Origin of the sequence: uncultured Thalassospira sp. (assembly GCF_963976115.1) — a bacterium.
In the GTDB taxonomy this organism is placed as follows: Bacteria; Pseudomonadota; Alphaproteobacteria; order Rhodospirillales; family Thalassospiraceae; genus Thalassospira.
This window is the reverse complement of record NZ_CAXBJJ010000008.1, coordinates 189,590-207,978: the sequence shown is the minus strand read 5'-3', so window position 1 is coordinate 207,978 and position 18,389 is coordinate 189,590. Positions and strand designations below refer to the sequence as shown.

Annotated in this window: 14 protein-coding genes; 11 read left to right on the top strand and 3 right to left on the bottom strand. The window is 51.5% G+C overall.

Translation table 11 applies throughout. The features are described from left to right. Positions 1–79 precede the first annotated feature (79 nt). The gene (locus AAC086_RS12525) at positions 80–1,450 is read right to left on the bottom strand and encodes an aspartate aminotransferase family protein (RefSeq protein WP_339779003.1); all 1,371 of its coding nucleotides are present in this window, start codon (positions 1,448–1,450) and stop codon (positions 80–82) included. A gap of 305 nt (positions 1,451–1,755) precedes the next feature. Between AAC086_RS12525 and AAC086_RS12520 the strand changes: the two genes are divergently transcribed. From AAC086_RS12520 to pgi, 7 genes are all read left to right on the top strand, one after another. Next, positions 1,756–3,135, top strand: a complete 1,380-nt coding sequence (locus AAC086_RS12520) for a glutamine synthetase family protein (protein WP_339779002.1) — start codon at positions 1,756–1,758, stop codon at positions 3,133–3,135. Between the two features lie 32 nt (positions 3,136–3,167). Further along, complete coding sequence (locus AAC086_RS12515) at positions 3,168–3,716, top strand: cupin domain-containing protein (RefSeq protein ID WP_339779001.1); 549 nt, start codon at positions 3,168–3,170, stop codon at positions 3,714–3,716. Positions 3,717–3,781: 65 nt separating this feature from the next. Beyond that, a complete protein-coding gene (locus tag AAC086_RS12510; RefSeq protein ID WP_339779000.1) occupies positions 3,782–5,287 on the top strand; it encodes an aldehyde dehydrogenase in 1,506 nt (501 codons plus the stop codon). Positions 5,288–5,309: 22 nt separating this feature from the next. Beyond that, positions 5,310–6,275: an agmatinase gene (gene speB / locus AAC086_RS12505; protein ID WP_339778999.1), complete on the top strand. Its 966-nt coding sequence runs from the start codon at positions 5,310–5,312 to the stop codon at positions 6,273–6,275. 90 nt (positions 6,276–6,365) lie between these two features. Next, positions 6,366–6,947, top strand: a complete 582-nt coding sequence (locus AAC086_RS12500) for a protein-tyrosine-phosphatase (protein WP_339778998.1) — start codon at positions 6,366–6,368, stop codon at positions 6,945–6,947. Between the two features lie 141 nt (positions 6,948–7,088). Continuing rightward, on the top strand, positions 7,089–8,048 hold the full coding sequence (locus AAC086_RS12495) for a PfkB family carbohydrate kinase (protein WP_339778997.1): 960 nt from the start codon (positions 7,089–7,091) through the stop codon (positions 8,046–8,048). An 83-nt stretch (positions 8,049–8,131) separates the two neighbouring features. Beyond that, entirely contained in the window at positions 8,132–9,778 is a 1,647-nt protein-coding gene (gene pgi, locus AAC086_RS12490; RefSeq protein WP_339778996.1) for a glucose-6-phosphate isomerase, read from the top strand. A 108-nt stretch (positions 9,779–9,886) separates the two neighbouring features. On the opposite strand, the gene AAC086_RS12485 is transcribed toward pgi, so the two are convergent. After that, on the bottom strand, positions 9,887–10,951 hold the full coding sequence (locus AAC086_RS12485; RefSeq protein WP_339778995.1) for an FAD-dependent oxidoreductase: 1,065 nt from the start codon (positions 10,949–10,951) through the stop codon (positions 9,887–9,889). 178 nt (positions 10,952–11,129) lie between these two features. Between AAC086_RS12485 and AAC086_RS12480 the strand changes: the two genes are divergently transcribed. The 4 genes from AAC086_RS12480 (at position 11,130) to AAC086_RS12465 (ending at position 17,137) form a co-directional block, all read left to right on the top strand. Next, positions 11,130–12,731, top strand: coding sequence for a choice-of-anchor I family protein (locus tag AAC086_RS12480; RefSeq protein WP_339778994.1), 1,602 nt, complete (start codon positions 11,130–11,132; stop codon positions 12,729–12,731). Between the two features lie 194 nt (positions 12,732–12,925). Then, positions 12,926–13,651: a response regulator gene (locus AAC086_RS12475; protein WP_339779118.1), complete on the top strand. Its 726-nt coding sequence runs from the start codon at positions 12,926–12,928 to the stop codon at positions 13,649–13,651. Between the two features lie 25 nt (positions 13,652–13,676). Next, entirely contained in the window at positions 13,677–15,155 is a 1,479-nt protein-coding gene (locus AAC086_RS12470) for an ATP-binding protein (protein ID WP_339778993.1), read from the top strand. Between the two features lie 305 nt (positions 15,156–15,460). Beyond that, a complete protein-coding gene (locus AAC086_RS12465; protein ID WP_339778992.1) occupies positions 15,461–17,137 on the top strand; it encodes a cache domain-containing protein in 1,677 nt (558 codons plus the stop codon). A gap of 134 nt (positions 17,138–17,271) precedes the next feature. Here the strand turns inward: AAC086_RS12465 and ugpC are convergent, their stop codons facing one another. Further along, complete coding sequence (gene ugpC, locus AAC086_RS12460; RefSeq protein ID WP_339778991.1) at positions 17,272–18,387, bottom strand: sn-glycerol-3-phosphate ABC transporter ATP-binding protein UgpC; 1,116 nt, start codon at positions 18,385–18,387, stop codon at positions 17,272–17,274. Between the last annotated feature and the right edge of the window lie 2 nt (positions 18,388–18,389).

Genomic DNA, 18,389 nt, shown 5'->3' with positions numbered 1-18,389 from the left:
CGGGGCGGGGTGGCAAAATAAAACACCCGGCACAATCGCGATCGTGCCGGGTGTTAAAGCGAAAGCCAATGAATAAAGTTTACATCACGCCAATCTTTTTGGCGGTGGCGTCAAAGGCGGCACGGGCGCGTTTGACAACTTCATCAACTTCGTCATGGCTGATAATCAGCGGCGGTGACAACACCATACGGTCACCACAGGCGCGCATGATAACCTTGTTTTCAACACAGAAATCACGGCAGATGGTGCCAACGGTGCCGGGTTTGTCAAAGCCCTTGCGGGTCTTTTTATCGGCCACCAACGGCATTCCGGCGATCAGGCCAATGCTTTCAACCGCGCCGACCAACGGGTGATCTTCAAGTGTTGCCAGTTGTTTGCGGAAATACGGACCAATGTCATCACGCACGCGCTCGATCATTTTTTCATCGCGAATGATGCGAATATTTTCAAGCGCCACGGCTGCGGCGACCGGATGCCCGGAATAGGTGAAGCCGTGGGTAAATTCGCCGCATTGATTGATCAGGACATCGGCAACGCGGTCGCCAACCATGACAGCCGAAATCGGCAGATAGCCCGACGACATACCTTTTGCCATTGGCATCAGGTCCGGTTTGATGTTGAAAGTATCTGATCCAAACCAATTGCCGGTACGGCCAAAGCCGCAAATGACTTCATCGGTAATCAGCAAGATGTCGTATTTCTGGCAGATACGCTGAATTTCCGGCCAGTAGGTTGACGGTGGAATAATAACACCCCCCGCACCCTGGAGCGGTTCACCAATAAAGGCGCCAACTTTATCTGCACCCAGTTCCTCGATTTTTGCTTCCAGCTTTTGTGCCGCAATCAGGCCAAATTCTTCGGGCGTGTAATCGCCGCCTTCGCCGTACCAGTAAGGCTGGTCGATATGCACCACATTAGGCAACATCGGCCCGCCTTGCGCGTGCATCCCGGCCATGCCACCAAGGGATGCCCCTGCAATGGTCGAGCCGTGATAGGCGTTTTTGCGGCTGACGATATAGTTTTTCTCGGGCTTGCCTTTCAGGTTCCAGAACTGGCGGACCATACGAACAACCGTGTCATTCGCTTCCGAGCCTGAATTGGCATAAAAAACATGGTTCATATGCGCCGGGGTGATTTCTGCCAGAACTTTTGAAAGCTCGATGACCGGTTCATGGGCGCACTGGAAAAAATTGTTATAATAGGGCAGTTCCAGCATCTGTTTATATGCAGCTTCGGCAAGTTCCTTGCGGCCATAGCCGATATTGACGCACCACAGACCCGCCATGCCATCAAGGTATTTGTTACCTTCGCTGTCTTCGATAAAGACACCGGATGCAGATTTGATCACACGGGTGCCGCGCTTGTTCAGATCGGCGGTATCGGTAAAGGGATGGATGTGGTGTTGTTGGTCAAGATTTTGCCAATAGGCGGTTTTTTCAAGCTGGTTCATGACTTCTCCTGACGGCGTAGCAGGCCATTGATGTCCGAAATGTCGAACGTTTGACAGGAGTGTTCGTTTTTTTGAACACCTTTGCAAGTGATAAATTTGATTGAGCATCAGAAGAATTATTGGCGGGTTTTTGCCGATGTGGTTGGATATGAGGTGCAAATCGGGTATGATCCAATATTAGGTGTGCCCCGCCAACCTGGTTTGCTTGAACGATATATCGAACGAGGTCTTGACCGTTTTGATGCGGCGCGGCACGATAACATTGGTATGATATAAATGAACAGCCGTGCAGGGAGTAATAGACGATGAACACGTCGTTCGTCGAAGACAGTAGGGCGGAAGCCCAACGTTTTTTCGAGGCAAATCCGGATATCGAACTACTTGAGTTATTGCTCCCCGATATCAATGGTGTTTTTCGTGGCAAACGTGTCACCAAAAACAAGTTTCTGAAAAGCTATGCCGAAGGCATCAACATGCCGGGGTCGCTCTGTCTGGTCGATATTACCGGGAATAACCCGGAAGGAACCGGTCTTTTGTGGTCCAGCGGGGACCGTGACAGCATTGCCAAACCTATTCCCGGAACGCTTCATCGTGTTCCTTACGGGGAACAGGCGTTGGCGCAGGTCATGATGTCGCTGTACGATCTTGACGGGACGCCGTTTTTCGCCGACCCGCGCAATGTGCTGCAATCGGTTGTAAACCGGTTGGCAGCCGACGGGTATTATCCCACCGTGGCGCTGGAACTGGAATTTTATCTGGCAGACCAGAATGAAACCGGGCGACCGATTCCGCCCGCACCGCTTGATGGCAGTTATGCATCTGATGGCATTCAGGTTTATGGTCTTCAGGAAATTGAAAACTTTGACCGGGTTTTGCATGATGCCGTCAGCGAATTGAACCGGCAGGGTATTCCCGCCGATACGATTGTGGCCGAAGCGGGCCCGGGCCAGTTCGAGATTAATCTGGGCCATGTCAGTGATCCGATGCAGGCCGCCGATCATGCCATGCAGCTCAAACGTGTTGTCAAAGGCATTGCCTGGGATAACAAGGTGACAGCAACCTTTATGGCAAAGCCGTATTCCGATCAGGCAGGCAACGGACTGCATATTCATGTGAGCCTGCGTGACGCTGAAGGAAACAATGTTTTCAGCCCGGTTGGCGATGAAGAAGTTTCCGACCTTTTGAAAAATGCCATTGGCGGGTTGCAAAAATCCATGTTCGAAAGCATGGCGATTTTTGCCCCGAACCCGAATTCCTATCGCCGGTTCCAGAACAAGGCCTATGCGCCGATGTCGCCGAACTGGGGTTTGAATAACCGCACCGTTGCCTTGCGGGTTCCGGCAGGGAATGCCAAGGCCGCCCGGGTCGAGCACCGGGTTTCCGGCGCGGATGCCAACCCCTATCTGGTGCTGGCCTGTGTGCTGGCCGGGGTTCATTACGGCCTTAAGCACAAACTTGATCCGGGTGAACCGATTGAAGGCAATGGTTATGAGCAACATAAGGGGCTTATTGTCCCCCGGAGCATGATTTCCGCACTGGACCATTTCATCAATGGCAAAATCATGCGTGACTATCTGGGCGACGAGTTTGTCGACGTGTTTGATGTGTGCCGCCGGGCGGAATATGACGAGTTCTTCTCCGAGGTCACACCGCTTGAACATCGCTGGTATCTTGACGCGGTTTGAGCACAATCATTACCGGTGCCAAGGATAAAAAGATGAGCCAGAAGGTTGGAGATCGTCTGAAGGCAATCCGGAATATGTATGGTTTGTCACAACGTGAACTGGCACGAAGGGCCGGAGTGACAAACAGTACCATTTCCACCATCGAGCAAAACCGCGTCAGCCCGTCCGTTGATTCGCTGTCAAAAGTGTTGCAGGGCATACCGATCACGATGATAGATTTCTTCACCATTGATATTGAAAATGGTGAAGAAATTTTCTTCAAAGGCGACGATCTGGTTGAACTGTCGGATGGCACAATGTCGATGCGTCTGGTGGGGGCAACCCGAAAGGACCGTCGGCTTCGCGTTTTGCACGAAATTTACCCGGTCGGTGGCGACACGGGCAGCAAGCTGATCGTGCAAAAGGGCGAGGAAGCCGGTGTTGTGGTCCGCGGCAAACTGGAAGTTATCGTTGGCGACAGAGTGCAAGTTCTTGGCGCCGGGGATGCCTATTATTTCAATGCCGAAATCCCGCATCGTTTTCGCAATGCCGGCGACGTTGAATGCGAGGTGGTCAGTGCTGCGACACCACCGTCATACTGAATTCACAATTATGCGCAAGCAAGGTTGGGCACATTAAAGGCCCGCCCCGCGAAAGGAGTTATCCCATGACAACCTCCCTTAGTTTTGAAGCCCTGAAATTGCAGGCCAACAGCCTGGATTTTCGCAACAAGGCGTTTATCAATGGCGATTACGTTGATGCGCTGTCGGGCAAGACGTTTGATTGTATCAGCCCGCGGGATGGCTCGGTCCTGACCAAAATTGCCGAATGTGACCTCGCCGATGTGGATCGTGCCGTTACGGCTGCCCGGGCCGTGTTTGAAAAAGGCAGTTGGTCAGAAGCATCGCCGGGCACACGCAAAGCGGTGATGATGAAATTTGCCGACCTGATGGAAAAGCACGCCAGCGAACTGGCCTTGCTTGAAAGTCTGGATATGGGCAAGCCGATTACCCTGGCTGTGCGTGATGATATCCCGCTTTCTTATAAATGTATTCGCTGGTACGCCGAAGCGATCGACAAGATTTACGACGAAATTTCGCCGTCGGACCCGCGTTCGATTGGCATGATCACGCGTGAACCGCTGGGCGTTGTTGCCGCCGTGGTCCCGTGGAACTTTCCGTTGATGATGGCGGTCTGGAAGCTGGGCCCGGCATTGGCGATGGGGAATTCGATTATCCTTAAACCGGCAGAGCAATCATCGCTGACAGCGCTGCGCGTGGCCGAGCTGGCGGTTGAAGCTGGCTTGCCCGAGGGCGTTTTGAACGTTGTTCCGGGGTTTGGTCCGACCGCAGGCAAGGCGCTTGGCCTGCATGAAGATGTGGATTGCATTGCCTTTACCGGGTCGGGTGAAGTCGGCAAGTTGTTTTTGCAATATTCCGGCCAGTCAAACATGAAGCGGGTGTGGCTGGAATGTGGGGGTAAAAGCCCCAACATTGTTTTGGCCGATTGCCCGGATCTTGATGTCGCGGCTGCCGAGGCGGCAAGTGCCATTTTCTATAATCAGGGTGAAGTCTGCACGGCAGGGTCGCGTTTGATTGTTGAGGAATCGATCAAGGACGAATTGATCGAAAAAGTAATTGCCGCAGGCAAGGCCATGCAGCCGGGCGACCCGTTGGACCCCGCCAGCGAAATGGGGGCCATTGTTGATGAAACCCAGATGAACCGGGTTTTGGGCTATATTGAAAAAGGTCAGTCCGAAGGGGCGGACTTGTGCATGGGCGGTCGCCAGGTGCGAACCGAGAGCGGCGGTTACTATATTGAGCCAACCGTGTTTGATGGCGTTAACAACGGCATGACGATTGCGCGCGAAGAAATCTTTGGCCCGGTATTATCGGTGATTTCTGTTGCCGATTGGCAGGAAGCGGTTAAAACCGCCAACGATACGCCCTACGGGCTTGCTGCTGCGGTCTGGACCAGCGACATCAACAAGGCGCATATGGCCGCACGTAAATTGCGCGCCGGGCTGGTGTGGATTAATTGCTGGGATGGCGGGTCGATGACCATGCCGTTTGGCGGCTATAAACAGTCTGGCACAGGTCGCGACCGGTCGCTGCATGCGCTTGATAAATATTGTGAAATCAAGTCGACCTGGATTGCACTGGGCGACGCCTGAGATTTGAAAGGGCAGGATTAAAATGAGCAGTACCGGCGTTATTGACACCAAGGGCGGCGACAACGCCTTTACCGCGAAATCGGTGCATCAAAACACCAGCGAGCCGATGTATTCCGGCGCGTTGTCTTTTATGCGTCGCCGTTACAGCCGCGACCTTAATGGTATTGATGTTGCGGTGACGGGGGTGCCTTATGATCTGGCAACGTCCTCGCGCCCGGGCACGCGCCTTGGTCCGCAAGGGGTGCGTCGTGCATCGGCCAATCTGGCATGGGCACCGCACTTTCCCTCGGGGCGCGATATTTTCGCCGAACTGGCCGTGATCGATTACGGTGACATGGTGATTGATCCGGGGTACCCGGAAAAATTGCCGGAAATGATCGAGGATCATGCGCGCGATATTGTAAAATCGGGTGCTAAAATGCTGACGATTGGCGGGGATCATTTTATCACCTATCCGATCCTGAAGGCCCATGCTGAAAAGTATGGCGATGGCATTTCGCTGATTCAGTTTGATGCCCATTCCGACACCTGGGAAGATGATGGCGACCGGATCGACCACGGCACCATGTTCTGGCATGCCGCGCAAAAGGGCATTGTTGACCCGTCAAAATCGATTCAGGTTGGTATCCGTACCCATAATGAATCGACACATGGATACAACATTTTGCACGGGCCCGATGTGCAGGCAATGTCGATTGCCGAAATTGTAACCCGCATTAAGGAAACGGTCGGGGACCGCCCGGCCTATATTACCTTTGATATTGACGGGCTTGATCCGTGTTACGCGCCTGGTACCGGCACGCCGGTTCTTGGCGGGTTAACCAGCCATCAGGCGGTGTCGATTTTGCGCGGGCTTGAAGGCATTAATCTGATCGGCAGTGATGTGGTTGAAGTGTCGCCGCCGTTTGATGTCTCCGACATTACCTCGCTTGCCGGGGCGACAATGGCGTGGGAAATGCTGAATTTGCACGCGGCAAATAAGAAATAATCGCCAACCTTGTGTTGATGCGTTTAAAAACGGCCAGCGTCCGGGTAGGATGCTGGTCGTTTCTTTTTTACGCTACAACAGGATGATGCCATGCAATCGGTTTCGATTTCGCTGCTGACGATCTGCGGTATTGAAGAACTTCCCAGCCATGCTGAACGCAAAGTAACCCATATTTTATCAGTGCTGGACCCGGAAACCCCGGACCCGGAAGCTTTTCGGGACTTTGCCCCGCATGAACGTACGATCTTGCGGTTTCATGACATCATCGAGGACCTTCCGGGCATGGAAATGCCCCGGCGGGACCACGTTGAAAAAGTGCTGGCATTTGGCGATGAACTGGCGAAATCCTGTGATTTGCGTGAAGACGGTCATTTGCTGGTGCATTGCCATATGGGTGTTTCACGTTCAACCGCGTCCATGGTCATGTTGATGGCGCAGGCACAGCCCGAAATTAGCGAAGATGACCTGTTTGTGCGGCTTGTTGCCATTCGCCCCCAGGCCTGGCCCAATTCGGTAATGGTTGACTATGCTGACGAGATATTGGGCCGTGATGGCCGCTTTGGCGCGGCCTTGCGTCGGCATTACGGACGGCAGATCAAACGGGACCCGCATTTTGCCACCTGGATGACTGAAATTGGCCGGAAACGGGAAGTCGACATGGCGACGGATTAAAATTATGCCGCGAGAACAAGCCGTTGTTCCTGATAGCGGCTTTTTCTTTGCGCGATGGATTGAATCGATTAAAAGAAGGAAGTCCCACACCTGAAACGTTACAGGCCGGTGATATATCGGCAAAACCAGTGGAGAATACAGATGACGGCAAAAGCAGTTTGCCTTGGCGAGTTGTTGATTGATTTTGTGCCGACAGTAACCGGCACAGGTCTTGCCGATGCGCCAGCCTTTGCCAAGGCTGCTGGTGGGGCGCCGGGCAATGTGGCTGTTGGGCTGCAGCGGCTGGGCATTGAAACCGGTTTTATTGGCAAGTTGGGCGATGATGCATTTGGTCATTTTCTGGTTGATACCCTGAAAGCCGATAATGTGGATACGTCAGGCATAATTTTGACCAAGGAAGCCCTGACCGGGCTGGCCTTTGTATCCTTGCGGGCCGATGGGGAACGCGAATTTTCATTTTATCGCTCGCCCTCGGCCGATATGCTGTTGTCACCGGCTGATCTTGATACCGATATGTTGACCGATTGCGGGCTGTTTCATTACGGTACTCTTTGCATGATTGATGATAATCCGCGCGCCGCAACATTGCGTGCCATTGAAATTGCCCGCGAAGGCGGGGCGATTATTTCGTGCGATCCCAATTTGCGGATGCCGTTATGGCCCAGCGAGGACAAGGCGCGCGAGATTTTGCGTCTGGCGATTTCTAGGGCGGATATTGTTAAAATTTCCGATGACGAAGTCACGTTTTTGACGGGCGAAGAAGATTTTGAAGCCGGTGTCAAACAGTTGTGGTGCGATCACTGGAAACTGGTCATCGTGACCATGGGATCAAAAGGCAGCCGGTTCTACACCCCGCAATGGAGCGGCTTTGCCGAGCCATTTCGTGTGACATCAGTTGATGCCACAGGGGCCGGGGATGGTTTTACCGCCGGATTTTTATCGCGACTATTAAAAAACGGCGATTTATTATCTTCGGCGGAACAGATCGGGGCGGCCTGTCGTTTTGCAAATGCGGTTGGGGCTTTAACCGCAACCAAGCGTGGTGCAATTAACGCGTTGCCAATGGAAAAAGAAGTTTTAGCCTTTATGGCGGCTGCATGATTTTGCCAATTGCGTAAAACATATAATACTGGGCCGTTGCGCCATAATGCTTTTAGACTATTGCACCGGAAATCGAGGATAGCATGTCGACAGAACGTTTAAGCGAATGTTGGGAAAACCTGAAAAAGATTGGCGATGATGTATCGGCCAATCTGAACTTGCGTGAAGCCTTTACCGAAGATCCGGCACGGTTCTTGCGCTATCATTCGACATTGGATGACTTGTTTGTCGATTATTCTAAAAACCTTATTACCGACAGTGTTTTAAATGGTCTTCTTGAACTGGCAAAGGAAGTGGGGGTTGCCGATTGGCGCGACCGGATGTTTGCCGGGGAACGGATCAACATTACCGAACACCGCGCTGTTTTGCATACGGCCCTTCGTAACCTTGAGGGTGACGCCATTGAAGTGGACGGCGAAGACATTATGCCGGGCATCAAGGATGTTCTGGCACGCCTGAAGGATTTTGCCGCCCGCGTGCATAATGGTCAATGGCTTGGGCATACCGGTAAAAAGATTACCGATGTGGTCAATATTGGTATTGGCGGGTCCGATCTGGGCCCGGTGATGGTCAATGAAGCCCTGCGCCCCTATCATATTGACGGCATAACCTGCCATTTCGTATCCAATGTCGATGGTGCCCATATTGTTGATACATTAAAGGGGCTTAGTGCAGAAACGACGCTGTTTGTTATTGCATCGAAAACCTTTACCACCGACGAAACCCTGACCAATGCCTATTCTGCGCGGTCGTGGCTGGTGAATGCGTTGGGCGATGAAAGTGCGGTTGCCAAGCATTTTGTCGCTGTTTCGACAGCCTTGGACAAGGTTGCGGAATTTGGCATTGATACCGAAAATGCCTTTGGGTTCTGGGACTGGGTTGGCGGGCGTTACAGCCTTTGGTCGGCCATTGGCTTGCCCATCATTCTTGCCGTTGGGTATGATCGATTTGAAGAAATGCTGCGCGGCGGGGCTGCCATGGATGCGCATTTCAAATCGGCACCGCTGGCGGAAAATATCCCGGTTATGTTAGGGCTGATCGGGGTGTGGTATCGTAATATTCTCGGCGCATCCAGCCATGCCATTTTACCCTACGATCAGCATTTGTCGCGTCTTCCTGCCTATTTGCAGCAGGCCGATATGGAAAGTAATGGCAAATCGGTTACGCGTGACGGTAAACCGGTGCAATTGGCAACCGGCCCGGTCATTTGGGGCGAACCGGGAACCAATGGGCAGCATGCTTTTTATCAGTTGATCCATCAGGGTACGGAACTGATCCCGGTTGATTTTCTGGTTGCGGCGAAACCGCATCATGATTTGCAAAATCATCATGACAAACTGGTTGCCAATTGCTTTGCCCAGGCCGAAGCCCTGATGGTTGGCAAAACCGAACTTGAAGTACGCCAGGAACTGGAAGCCCAGGGAATTGCACCCGACGAGATAGACGTTTTGGCACCGCACAAGGTGTTCGCCGGGAATAAACCCAGCACCATGATCCTGTATCGCACACTGGATCCTTTTACCCTGGGCCGCCTGATTGCCATGTATGAACATAAAATTTTTGTTCAGGGAGTGATCTGGAATGTGAATTCCTATGATCAATGGGGGGTCGAGCTTGGCAAACAATTGGCAAAAGAATTGTTGCCGATGGTGCAGGGGGCCCAAAGTGCCGACCAGCGCGATACATCAACAGCAGGGTTAATAGCGGAACTGCGCGCGTTACAGTCCTGATTGTTTCGCGGGTCTTCAGTTTTACATGTTGAATCAAAGGCAGCGCGGTTTGGCGCTGCCTTTTTTTAGGGCGATGCTTTATGCGGTGCCCGGTCGCGCAACACCTTGTTAAAGTGCCGCCATAATTGTGTGGGCAGCGGATTCCCCGCTTTGATAGGCCGCTTCAATTCGGGCACCCATGCACCAGTCTCCCGCCGCGACAACACGACCGTCAAAGGCGGCGATATGGCTTTGTCCAAGCGGCTGTGTTGTGCGGGCAAAGCGCCACCGATGTGCCTGACACATGACTATCGCGGGCACAGTAACGTTCATATCGGCAAATATTGACCAAACGTGCGATTTAATCTGCGTCGCAACATTATCGGCAGTTTCGTCAACGTGGTCTTGCGACCATGTCGGGGATGCGTGAATTGTCCATCGGTCAAAAACACCCGATGTGTCCGGGCCATCAACCGCACCTGAATTACGCGCCAGCCATGAAACTGCCAGATGTGCGTCTGCAATAACGTCGAAATCGATGTTGATCCTGTTTTGGAAGGCGATCATGACAGCCCAGCATGGCGCCATTTTAACATCATTAATTACATCGAATCTGGCAGATAACGGCATCAGGATCTCAGCACTTTGCGGTGCCGGAACGGCAACAATAATGCCGTCAAATATGCCATGCGAAACAGGTGTATCGTCCTCGCCGGTTGTCGGAAGCCCAAGCAACTCAAAGCGGTTGTTGGGGCGCGGTTCAATGCATGCAATTCGGGTTGAGCGGTGAATGCTGAAGTCGGAAATTAACGGCGAGACAAGTTTGTTCATTGCCGGAAAACCACGAAACCATCTGGCGGGTTCGTGGTTTGGGTGTTGTCGACCCAGGGACCCTGAAATTGTGGCCTGTGGCTGGTTCGTGATGGAAGGCTGCCAACAGATGGGAGACCACTGTTCAGCAGAACCCTGCCGTGTGGCGGCTTCCAGATATTTTATGAAATCAGGGTATCGCGAGGTCGCAAACTGCGCACCATGATTAAACAGGCCAAATTCGGTGCGCCTTGTTGCAAGACGACCGCCAAGTCCCCGGCTTTTCTCGAAAATATGAACATTAAAGCCTGCCTGATGAAGAATATGAGCGGCATTTAGCCCGGCAATCCCGGCACCAATAATGGCTACTTTTTGTGAAGGCATGACAAAAGCGGTTCCTGTTGGTTTTATTCTATCTCTTGTACGCTTCTTTACCAGCGGCAGAGCACATCATTTGTAACGATATTTATCAAAGCATCATATCACAGTCACGAAACAGTCACCCGTTTGTCCCATTGTGGTGAGATTAACAAATTTCATTTTGAAACAAGGGGGTTAGGTTATGCGTTGTTCGGTCTTACTGGCAGGGGTTGCCATTTCTGTATTGTGCTCGGCGGGTACTGGCAACAGCATGGAGACGAAACAGGATATTTCCCTGCGCGGTTCTAATGTTATCGCACATCCACTGGCAATTACCCCGTTGGGCGAATATCGGACACATCTGTTTGATGAAGGCGGTGCCGAGATTGTTGCGTTTGATGCGGCCAGCAAGCGCGCCTTTGTTGTCAATGGTGGTGATAAGGGGATCGATATCCTTGATCTGGCCGATCCGATGAAGGTTAACAAGATTGCGACGATTAAACTGGCGAAATGGGGCAAAGCCGCCAACAGTGTTTCTGTTCACGATGGTCTGGTTGTGGCCGCTGTTGAAAATACGGATAAACAGGCACCTGGCAAAGCCGTGTTTTTTGACATTGATGGTCATTTCAAGGCCGCAGTGACTGTTGGTGCCTTGCCCGATATGATCAAGTTTACCCACGATGGCAAGCATGTCCTGGTTGCCAATGAAGGTGAACCGAACAACGCGTTTGATAACGACCCCGAAGGCAGCGTTTCCGTCATTTCTGTGCCGGCTGATATCACCAAAATTACCGATGCCGATGTTAAATTTGCAACTTTTGAGGGCCTGAACAATGTTGCCCTGCCTGCCGGTATGCGCACATCAAACCCGGGCACATCAAGCGTCGCACAGGATATAGAGCCGGAATATATTGCCATCAGTTCAGATGACAGCAAGGCCTATGTGACGTTGCAAGAAAACAATGCCATTGCGATCGTTGATATTGCCACCGCCCGCGTGACCGATGTGGTCGGTCTTGGTTTTAAAAACCATTCGGTAAATGCCCTTGATGTCAGTAACAAGGATGGTGCGATCAACATCAAGCCGTGGCCGATTTTTGGCATGTATATGCCCGATACCATTGATGGTATTGAAATCGACGGGAAAAATTATTTTATCATCGCCAACGAAGGCGATTCCCGTGATTACGACGGCTATAGTGAAGAAGCGCGCATTGGCGATTTGAAACTGGACCCAACGGCGTTTCCTAATGCCCAGGAATTGCAGAAAAAGGAAAATCTCGGCCGGTTGAAAGTTACCACCGCACAGGGTGATATTGATGGTGATGGCGATTTTGACCAGATTTACAGTTTCGGGGGCCGGTCCTTTTCTGTGTTGAATGATCAGGCGACAATGATTTTTGATAGCGGCGATCAGTTCGAGCAGTATCTGTCGGTTAATCTTTCAAAGGACTTTAATGCGGATAGCAGCGAGAATGGCAGCTTTGATGATCGTTCCGATGACAAGGGGCCGGAACCGGAAGGGGTGACCAGCGGTTATGTTAATGGCACGCCCTATGCCTTTATCGGTTTGGAACGCCAGGGCGGTTTCATGGTTTATGACCTGAGCAACCCGGCAAATCCGCAGTTTGTAACTTATCATACGGACCGTGATTTTGCTGGTGATCCGAAAAACGACAGTGCGGGTGAATTGGCACCTGAAGGCATGTTGTTTATTGATGCCGAAAAAAGCCCGACGGGCCATGCCATGCTGGTGATTGCCTCCGAAGTTTCGGGCAGCACCAAGGTTTATGATCTGAAATAAAATCGTGTTTGGCGCATATGTGCCAAACCGGAACGAGTGGTAAAATGGCGGGCCGGAGCATATTTCGGCCCGTCATTTTTGTTTGTAATCTGAAATCGTCACGGGGGTGGCAGCAGAATGCTTCAAATTGTTACAAAAAACGATTACACTCCGCCGCGATCAGTCAAAGCCATTGATTTTGCAGGAGACAGAGCCTGAATTCCCGTCGTGAACCTCATATTCTGGTCGTTGATGATGACCAGGAGATCCAGAAGCTTTTGAAAAAGTTTCTGATGCAGCACGGATATCGCATGACCACGGTTTCCGATGGAACCGAAATGCGTAAGGCTTTGCGGGACTGGAACATTGATCTTTTGATTCTCGATATCATGCTGCCGGGTGAAGATGGTTTTGCCTTGTGTCGTGATGTGCGCAGAACATCGAAAGTCCCGATTATTATGCTGACTGCTGTGGGCGAGGATACCGACCGCATTTTGGGGCTGGAACTGGGGGCCGACGATTATTTGACCAAGCCGTTTAACCCGCGCGAGTTACTGGCGCGTATCCGCGCCATTTTTCGCCGTGCAGAAACCGGCACCAGTGAAATCGTTGAGAGCAGTTTGGAAAAAGTGCGTTTTGGGACTTGGGTGCTGAATTTGGGATCGCGTGAATTGCGTGATACCGATGACGTCGTAGTCCATTTATCGACAGGCGAATTTTCGTTGTTGCGTGCATTGGTCAAACATAACAAACGCCCGTTGTCGCGCGATCAGTTGGTCGATATCGTGCGGGGGCAAAGTTCGATCCCGTTTGATCGTAGCATTGATATTCAAATCAGCCGCCTGCGGCGTAAAATTGAAAAAGATGCCAAGAACCCGAAACTGATCAAAACCGTGCGCGGCATTGGCTATCAGTTTTGTGCAGACGTGGCCCCGGTTTAAGCCGAAGGGCAGGGGGCAAAGGGTATTGGAAAAGTCCCGCAGTTTTAAACCCCGTACGTTGGGCGGTCGTATCTTTCTGATCATGATGGTTGGCGGGCTGATTATTGCCGGTCTTGCCAGCATGGCGTCGATTTATGTTATCGACCGCTCCGAACGGATCAGCCGCGCCTATACGCTGGGTTTTACCATTCGCGAACTGGTGCTGATTGCAGAAAACCCTGAATTGCGTGGCAATGCGCGCAATGTGGGGGCGTTAGACGGCCTTCATGTAGATTTGTTGCCCGCCCAGGAAGTTGAAAGCCTGCTGTTATATTCGCGTCCGGCCCAGCATATTGCCATGCCCGTGCGTTTGGGCGATGCTGGTTGGCCAACGGCCGTAAAGGTGCATTTTCGCCGAGGGCGGCTCAGTGCCGAACAGCGAAATGTGATTGAGCAGGCCAAAAGCCCCAGCCTGTTTTTTGCCCAGTTGTCGCGTGAAATTGCCCGCTTGGGCTTAAAAGCACAAATTGAGCTGACCTTGCCATCCGGTCGCCGCATGATGTTGTCGCATGATCGGTTGTGGGGTGATTATGCATCTCCCTCGGTCGTGTTCATTATGTTTGTGGTGGGCGTGGTCGTCGTGTTGGTGGTGTTTGCAGCCTTGGCAGATTTGCTGGCAGGGCCGTTTAAAACACTGGCAGGTGCTATTGGCAAAAATGGTGACGAAGTTGAGGGCGCGCCGGTTGAAGAACGAGGCCCGATCGAAGCCCGTTCGATGGCAGAAGCCTATAACGCGCTGCGTCATCGCATTGCCCGTATGCTGGAGGACCGCACCCGTATGCTTGCGGCCATTTCGCACGATTTGCGCACACCCAGCACGAGGCTGCGGTTACGGGCTGAATTTATCGATAGTGATGAATTGCGCGAGACTGTTCTGCGTGATCTTGACGAGATGGACGAGCTTCTCAGCGATGCGCTGGATTTTCTTGGTGACTGGATTCACAAGGAAGAAGAGCGCACTGTCGATTTTATATCTGTTCTTGAAGCCATTTGCGATGACTATGCCGATTTGGGGCGCCCGGTGTCGTTTGAAGGACCCAAACCCCTGACCTTTAACCTGGTCAATACGGTGTTTGGCAGCAAAACCGAGGTCGCACATTCTTTTGGCGATAAACGCAGCATTCGCCTGACCTGCCGGGCGGGAACATTAAAACGGGCCTTCACCAACCTGATTAACAATGCCCTTAAATATGGGCATCGCGCTTTTGTCAGCCTGGATGCGACGGCCGACGAAGTGATTGTGATTGTTCGCGATGAAGGACCGGGGATTCCGGAAGACGAGCAGGATAAGGTATTTTTACCATTTTATCGGGTCGAGGGTTCTCGCGCGCGCAGTACCGGCGGCAGCGGGCTGGGGTTATCGATTGTTAAAACGGTTATTGATGCTCATGAAGGGAAAATAGAGCTGCAAAATATGCCAACGCGCGGGATGAAGGTCCAGGTGCGTTTGCCGCGAAAGGTTTAACGTCAACGGTATCATCTGATTTTTCGGTTGCGCATTGAAGGACTCTCAGACTGTTAGGGATGATTTCGTATTTTTTCTGTTTTAAGAAATGACGATTTTAAAAATAAATACAGTTACGATCAAAATAACATGTGCCTGTGATGCGTCACACATTTTGGCTGCAAAGTTTGCATTCCTGAATGGCGCTAAACGCCATAGTTATAGACCCTATATTGGGGTATGTCCGATATATTGTTGAATTAAAGCACTTTAACGTAAAATTGTGCTGCACATTGCAGGGGGTTAATGTGATCAGGATATCGAATATGAAAATCAGAACAAGACTGATCATGATTGTGATCGGTGCTATTCTGGCATCATTTATTATTGGTGTATTCGCGCTTTATGACTTACGCGGAAATCTGGTTGAAGATCGTAAAACTAATACACGTAATCTTGTGAATAGCACGATTAGTTTGCTGGATTACTATTACAAGCAGCAGGAAGCTGGCGAATTAAGCGTGAACGAAGCGCAAAATCTTGCGAAAAAAGCGGTTAGCTCCTTGCGATACGATGGTGGAAACTATTTCTGGGTTTTTACCGCAAAAGAACAAATTATGCTTGTTCATGGTGTTGTGCCCAAGCTTGTTGGTCAAGATATGAGCGATTCAAAGGACACGGCAGGGCATTTTTATTACCGGTCCTTTGACAAAGTGATTAAAAAACAAGGCGAAGGCTTTGTAAATTACAATTTTTACTTGCCAAATAGCAAGGAAACCGGGCCGAAACTTGCTTATGTCAAGAATTTTCAACCATGGGGATGGGTCGTCGGTACCGGGATCTATGTCAACGATATCGACGATATTTTTTACCAAAGTCTGGCAGTGCAAGGTGCGATAGCTCTTGTTGTCATTGGTTTGGTTATCTTTTTCTCGACCATTGTCAGCAAAGGCATAACCGGCCCGCTATCTCGGATTATTGGAAACATGAACTCTGTCGCCCAGGGCGATCATGATATCGAGATTCAATATACCGAGCAGGAAAGCGAAATCGGTGATCTGGCTCGAACCATGGAAATGTTTCGGGATCGGAGCCTGGAGGTCGCACATATGCGCAGTGAACAGGTCGAAAATGAAAAAAGATCTGAGGAATCCAGGCGTCACGCGCTTAAGCAGATGGCGATTGATTTTGAAGAATCAGTCGGGCAGATTCTTGCCGATGTGCTCCAGTTGTCAGCAGAGATGCAGGACGGACTTAAAATGATCTCGGCGTCGGCCAAGAATGCCGGGGACAGCCTTCAGGGTGTTTCTTCTGTATCGCAGCACGCAACCCGAAATGTTGAAACGGTTGCTGCCGCGGCCGAGCAGTTATCCGCCTCAATTTCTGAAATCAGCAGTCAGGTTACCCAATCCTCTGGCATTGCAGCCAAGGCCGTTGAGGCATCTGAAGGGACGCATAAAAAAATCGAGCAGTTGGCGAATGCGGCGTCGGAAATTGGTGAGGTTGTCGCACTTATTACGGATATCGCCAACCAGACCAATCTTCTTGCCTTGAACGCGACAATCGAGGCGGCCCGTGCGGGGGATGCGGGTAAGGGCTTTGCTGTTGTTGCCAATGAAGTGAAAAACCTTGCGACCCAAACCGCCCGTGCCACGGATAATATTCGTCGCCAGGTTGACGATATTCAGGCCGCGACCACAAGCTCGGTTAATGCGATTGCGGATATCGCCGGGACAATTCGGGAACTTGATACGTCAACAGGCCGCATAGCTGCCGCCGTTGAAGAGCAAGGGGCTGCGACCCAGGAAATTGCCCGCAATGTTGATGAAGCCGCACGCGGCGTCGGGCAGGTGAATTCTGCGATTGATGCCGTAGCAACAGGGGCGGTTGTCGATGGTCAGCGGTCTGATAAAGCGAATGATCTTGCCGCCAGTCTGTCTGGTAAAGCCCAGGAGCTCAATAAAGCGGTCAGCAGCTTTCTGTCCAAGGTTCGTTCAAGCTGAAAACGGTCGTTATATGTTGAGATAAAGTGCTTTGATCCATCTGGCGGAGACGATCTGCCAGATGGTTTTTTTTAAGGGCGTAACATTCAAAAAATAATGGCGGGAGGGCCCCCAGAACCCACCCGCCATTCAGATCAGATCCGAAGTTCCGTTGTCGGATCAAACAGACTGATCTGATTCATATCCGCAGAGAATGTCATCATCTCGCCGGGATTTGTGGCCCGGTCCGGTCGGACACGGGCGACAATTTCTTTACCGCCCAGATTGATCACCGTCATGGTGTCCGCCCCGGTGGGTTCGATCACTTCGACCTTGGCGTCGAAATTGACATATTGGCTGCCAGGAGTGTCGGATCCGGTCCGCTTGTGGGTCAAGCCTTCCGGGCGAATACCAAAGACAACATCCTTGCCGACCCAGGACTTATAGCTTTCAGGGCTATCCTCGATCAGGGGCAAAACAACTTTTTGGCCGTTATTGTCGAATGTTATGGCGATCCGGCCATTTTCATCTACCAGTTTGGCTTCGATGAAGTTCATGGACGGCGAGCCAATAAAACCGGCAACAAACATGTTGTTGGGTTTTTCATAGATATGCTGGGGCGTATCGAACTGTTGCAGAATACCCCCTTTCATCACGGCGATGCGCGATGCCAGGGTCATGGCTTCGATCTGGTCATGGGTCACGTAAACAATCGTGGAACCAAGGCGGTGATGCAGCTTTTTGATTTCGGTGCGCATATCAACACGCAGCTTGGCATCAAGGTTTGAAAGCGGTTCGTCAAACAGGAAGATATCAGGATTACGCACCAGCGCACGACCCATGGCAACGCGCTGGCGCTGACCACCGGAAAGCTGGGATGGTTTGCGGTCCAGCAGGTTTTCAATTTGCAACAGGCGGGCAACATCACCAACGGCCTTGTCGCGTTCGGATGCCGAAACACCGCGAATTTCAAGGCCAAAGGTAATGTTTTTGCGAACCGTCATATTGGGATAAAGCGCATAGGACTGGAACACCATGGCGATGTTGCGATCCTTGGGATGCACGTTATTGATAACGCGATCGCCAATGCGGATTTCCCCGTCAGACGAGGTTTCCAGCCCGGCAATCAGGTTAAGCAGGGTCGATTTGCCACAGCCAGACGGACCGACAAGAACGAGAAACTCGCCGTCTTCAATCGCCAGATTGATTTCTTTGAGAACCTCGACGGATCCGAAAGTCTTGCGGACTTTATCAAGGGTGAGTGATGCCATTT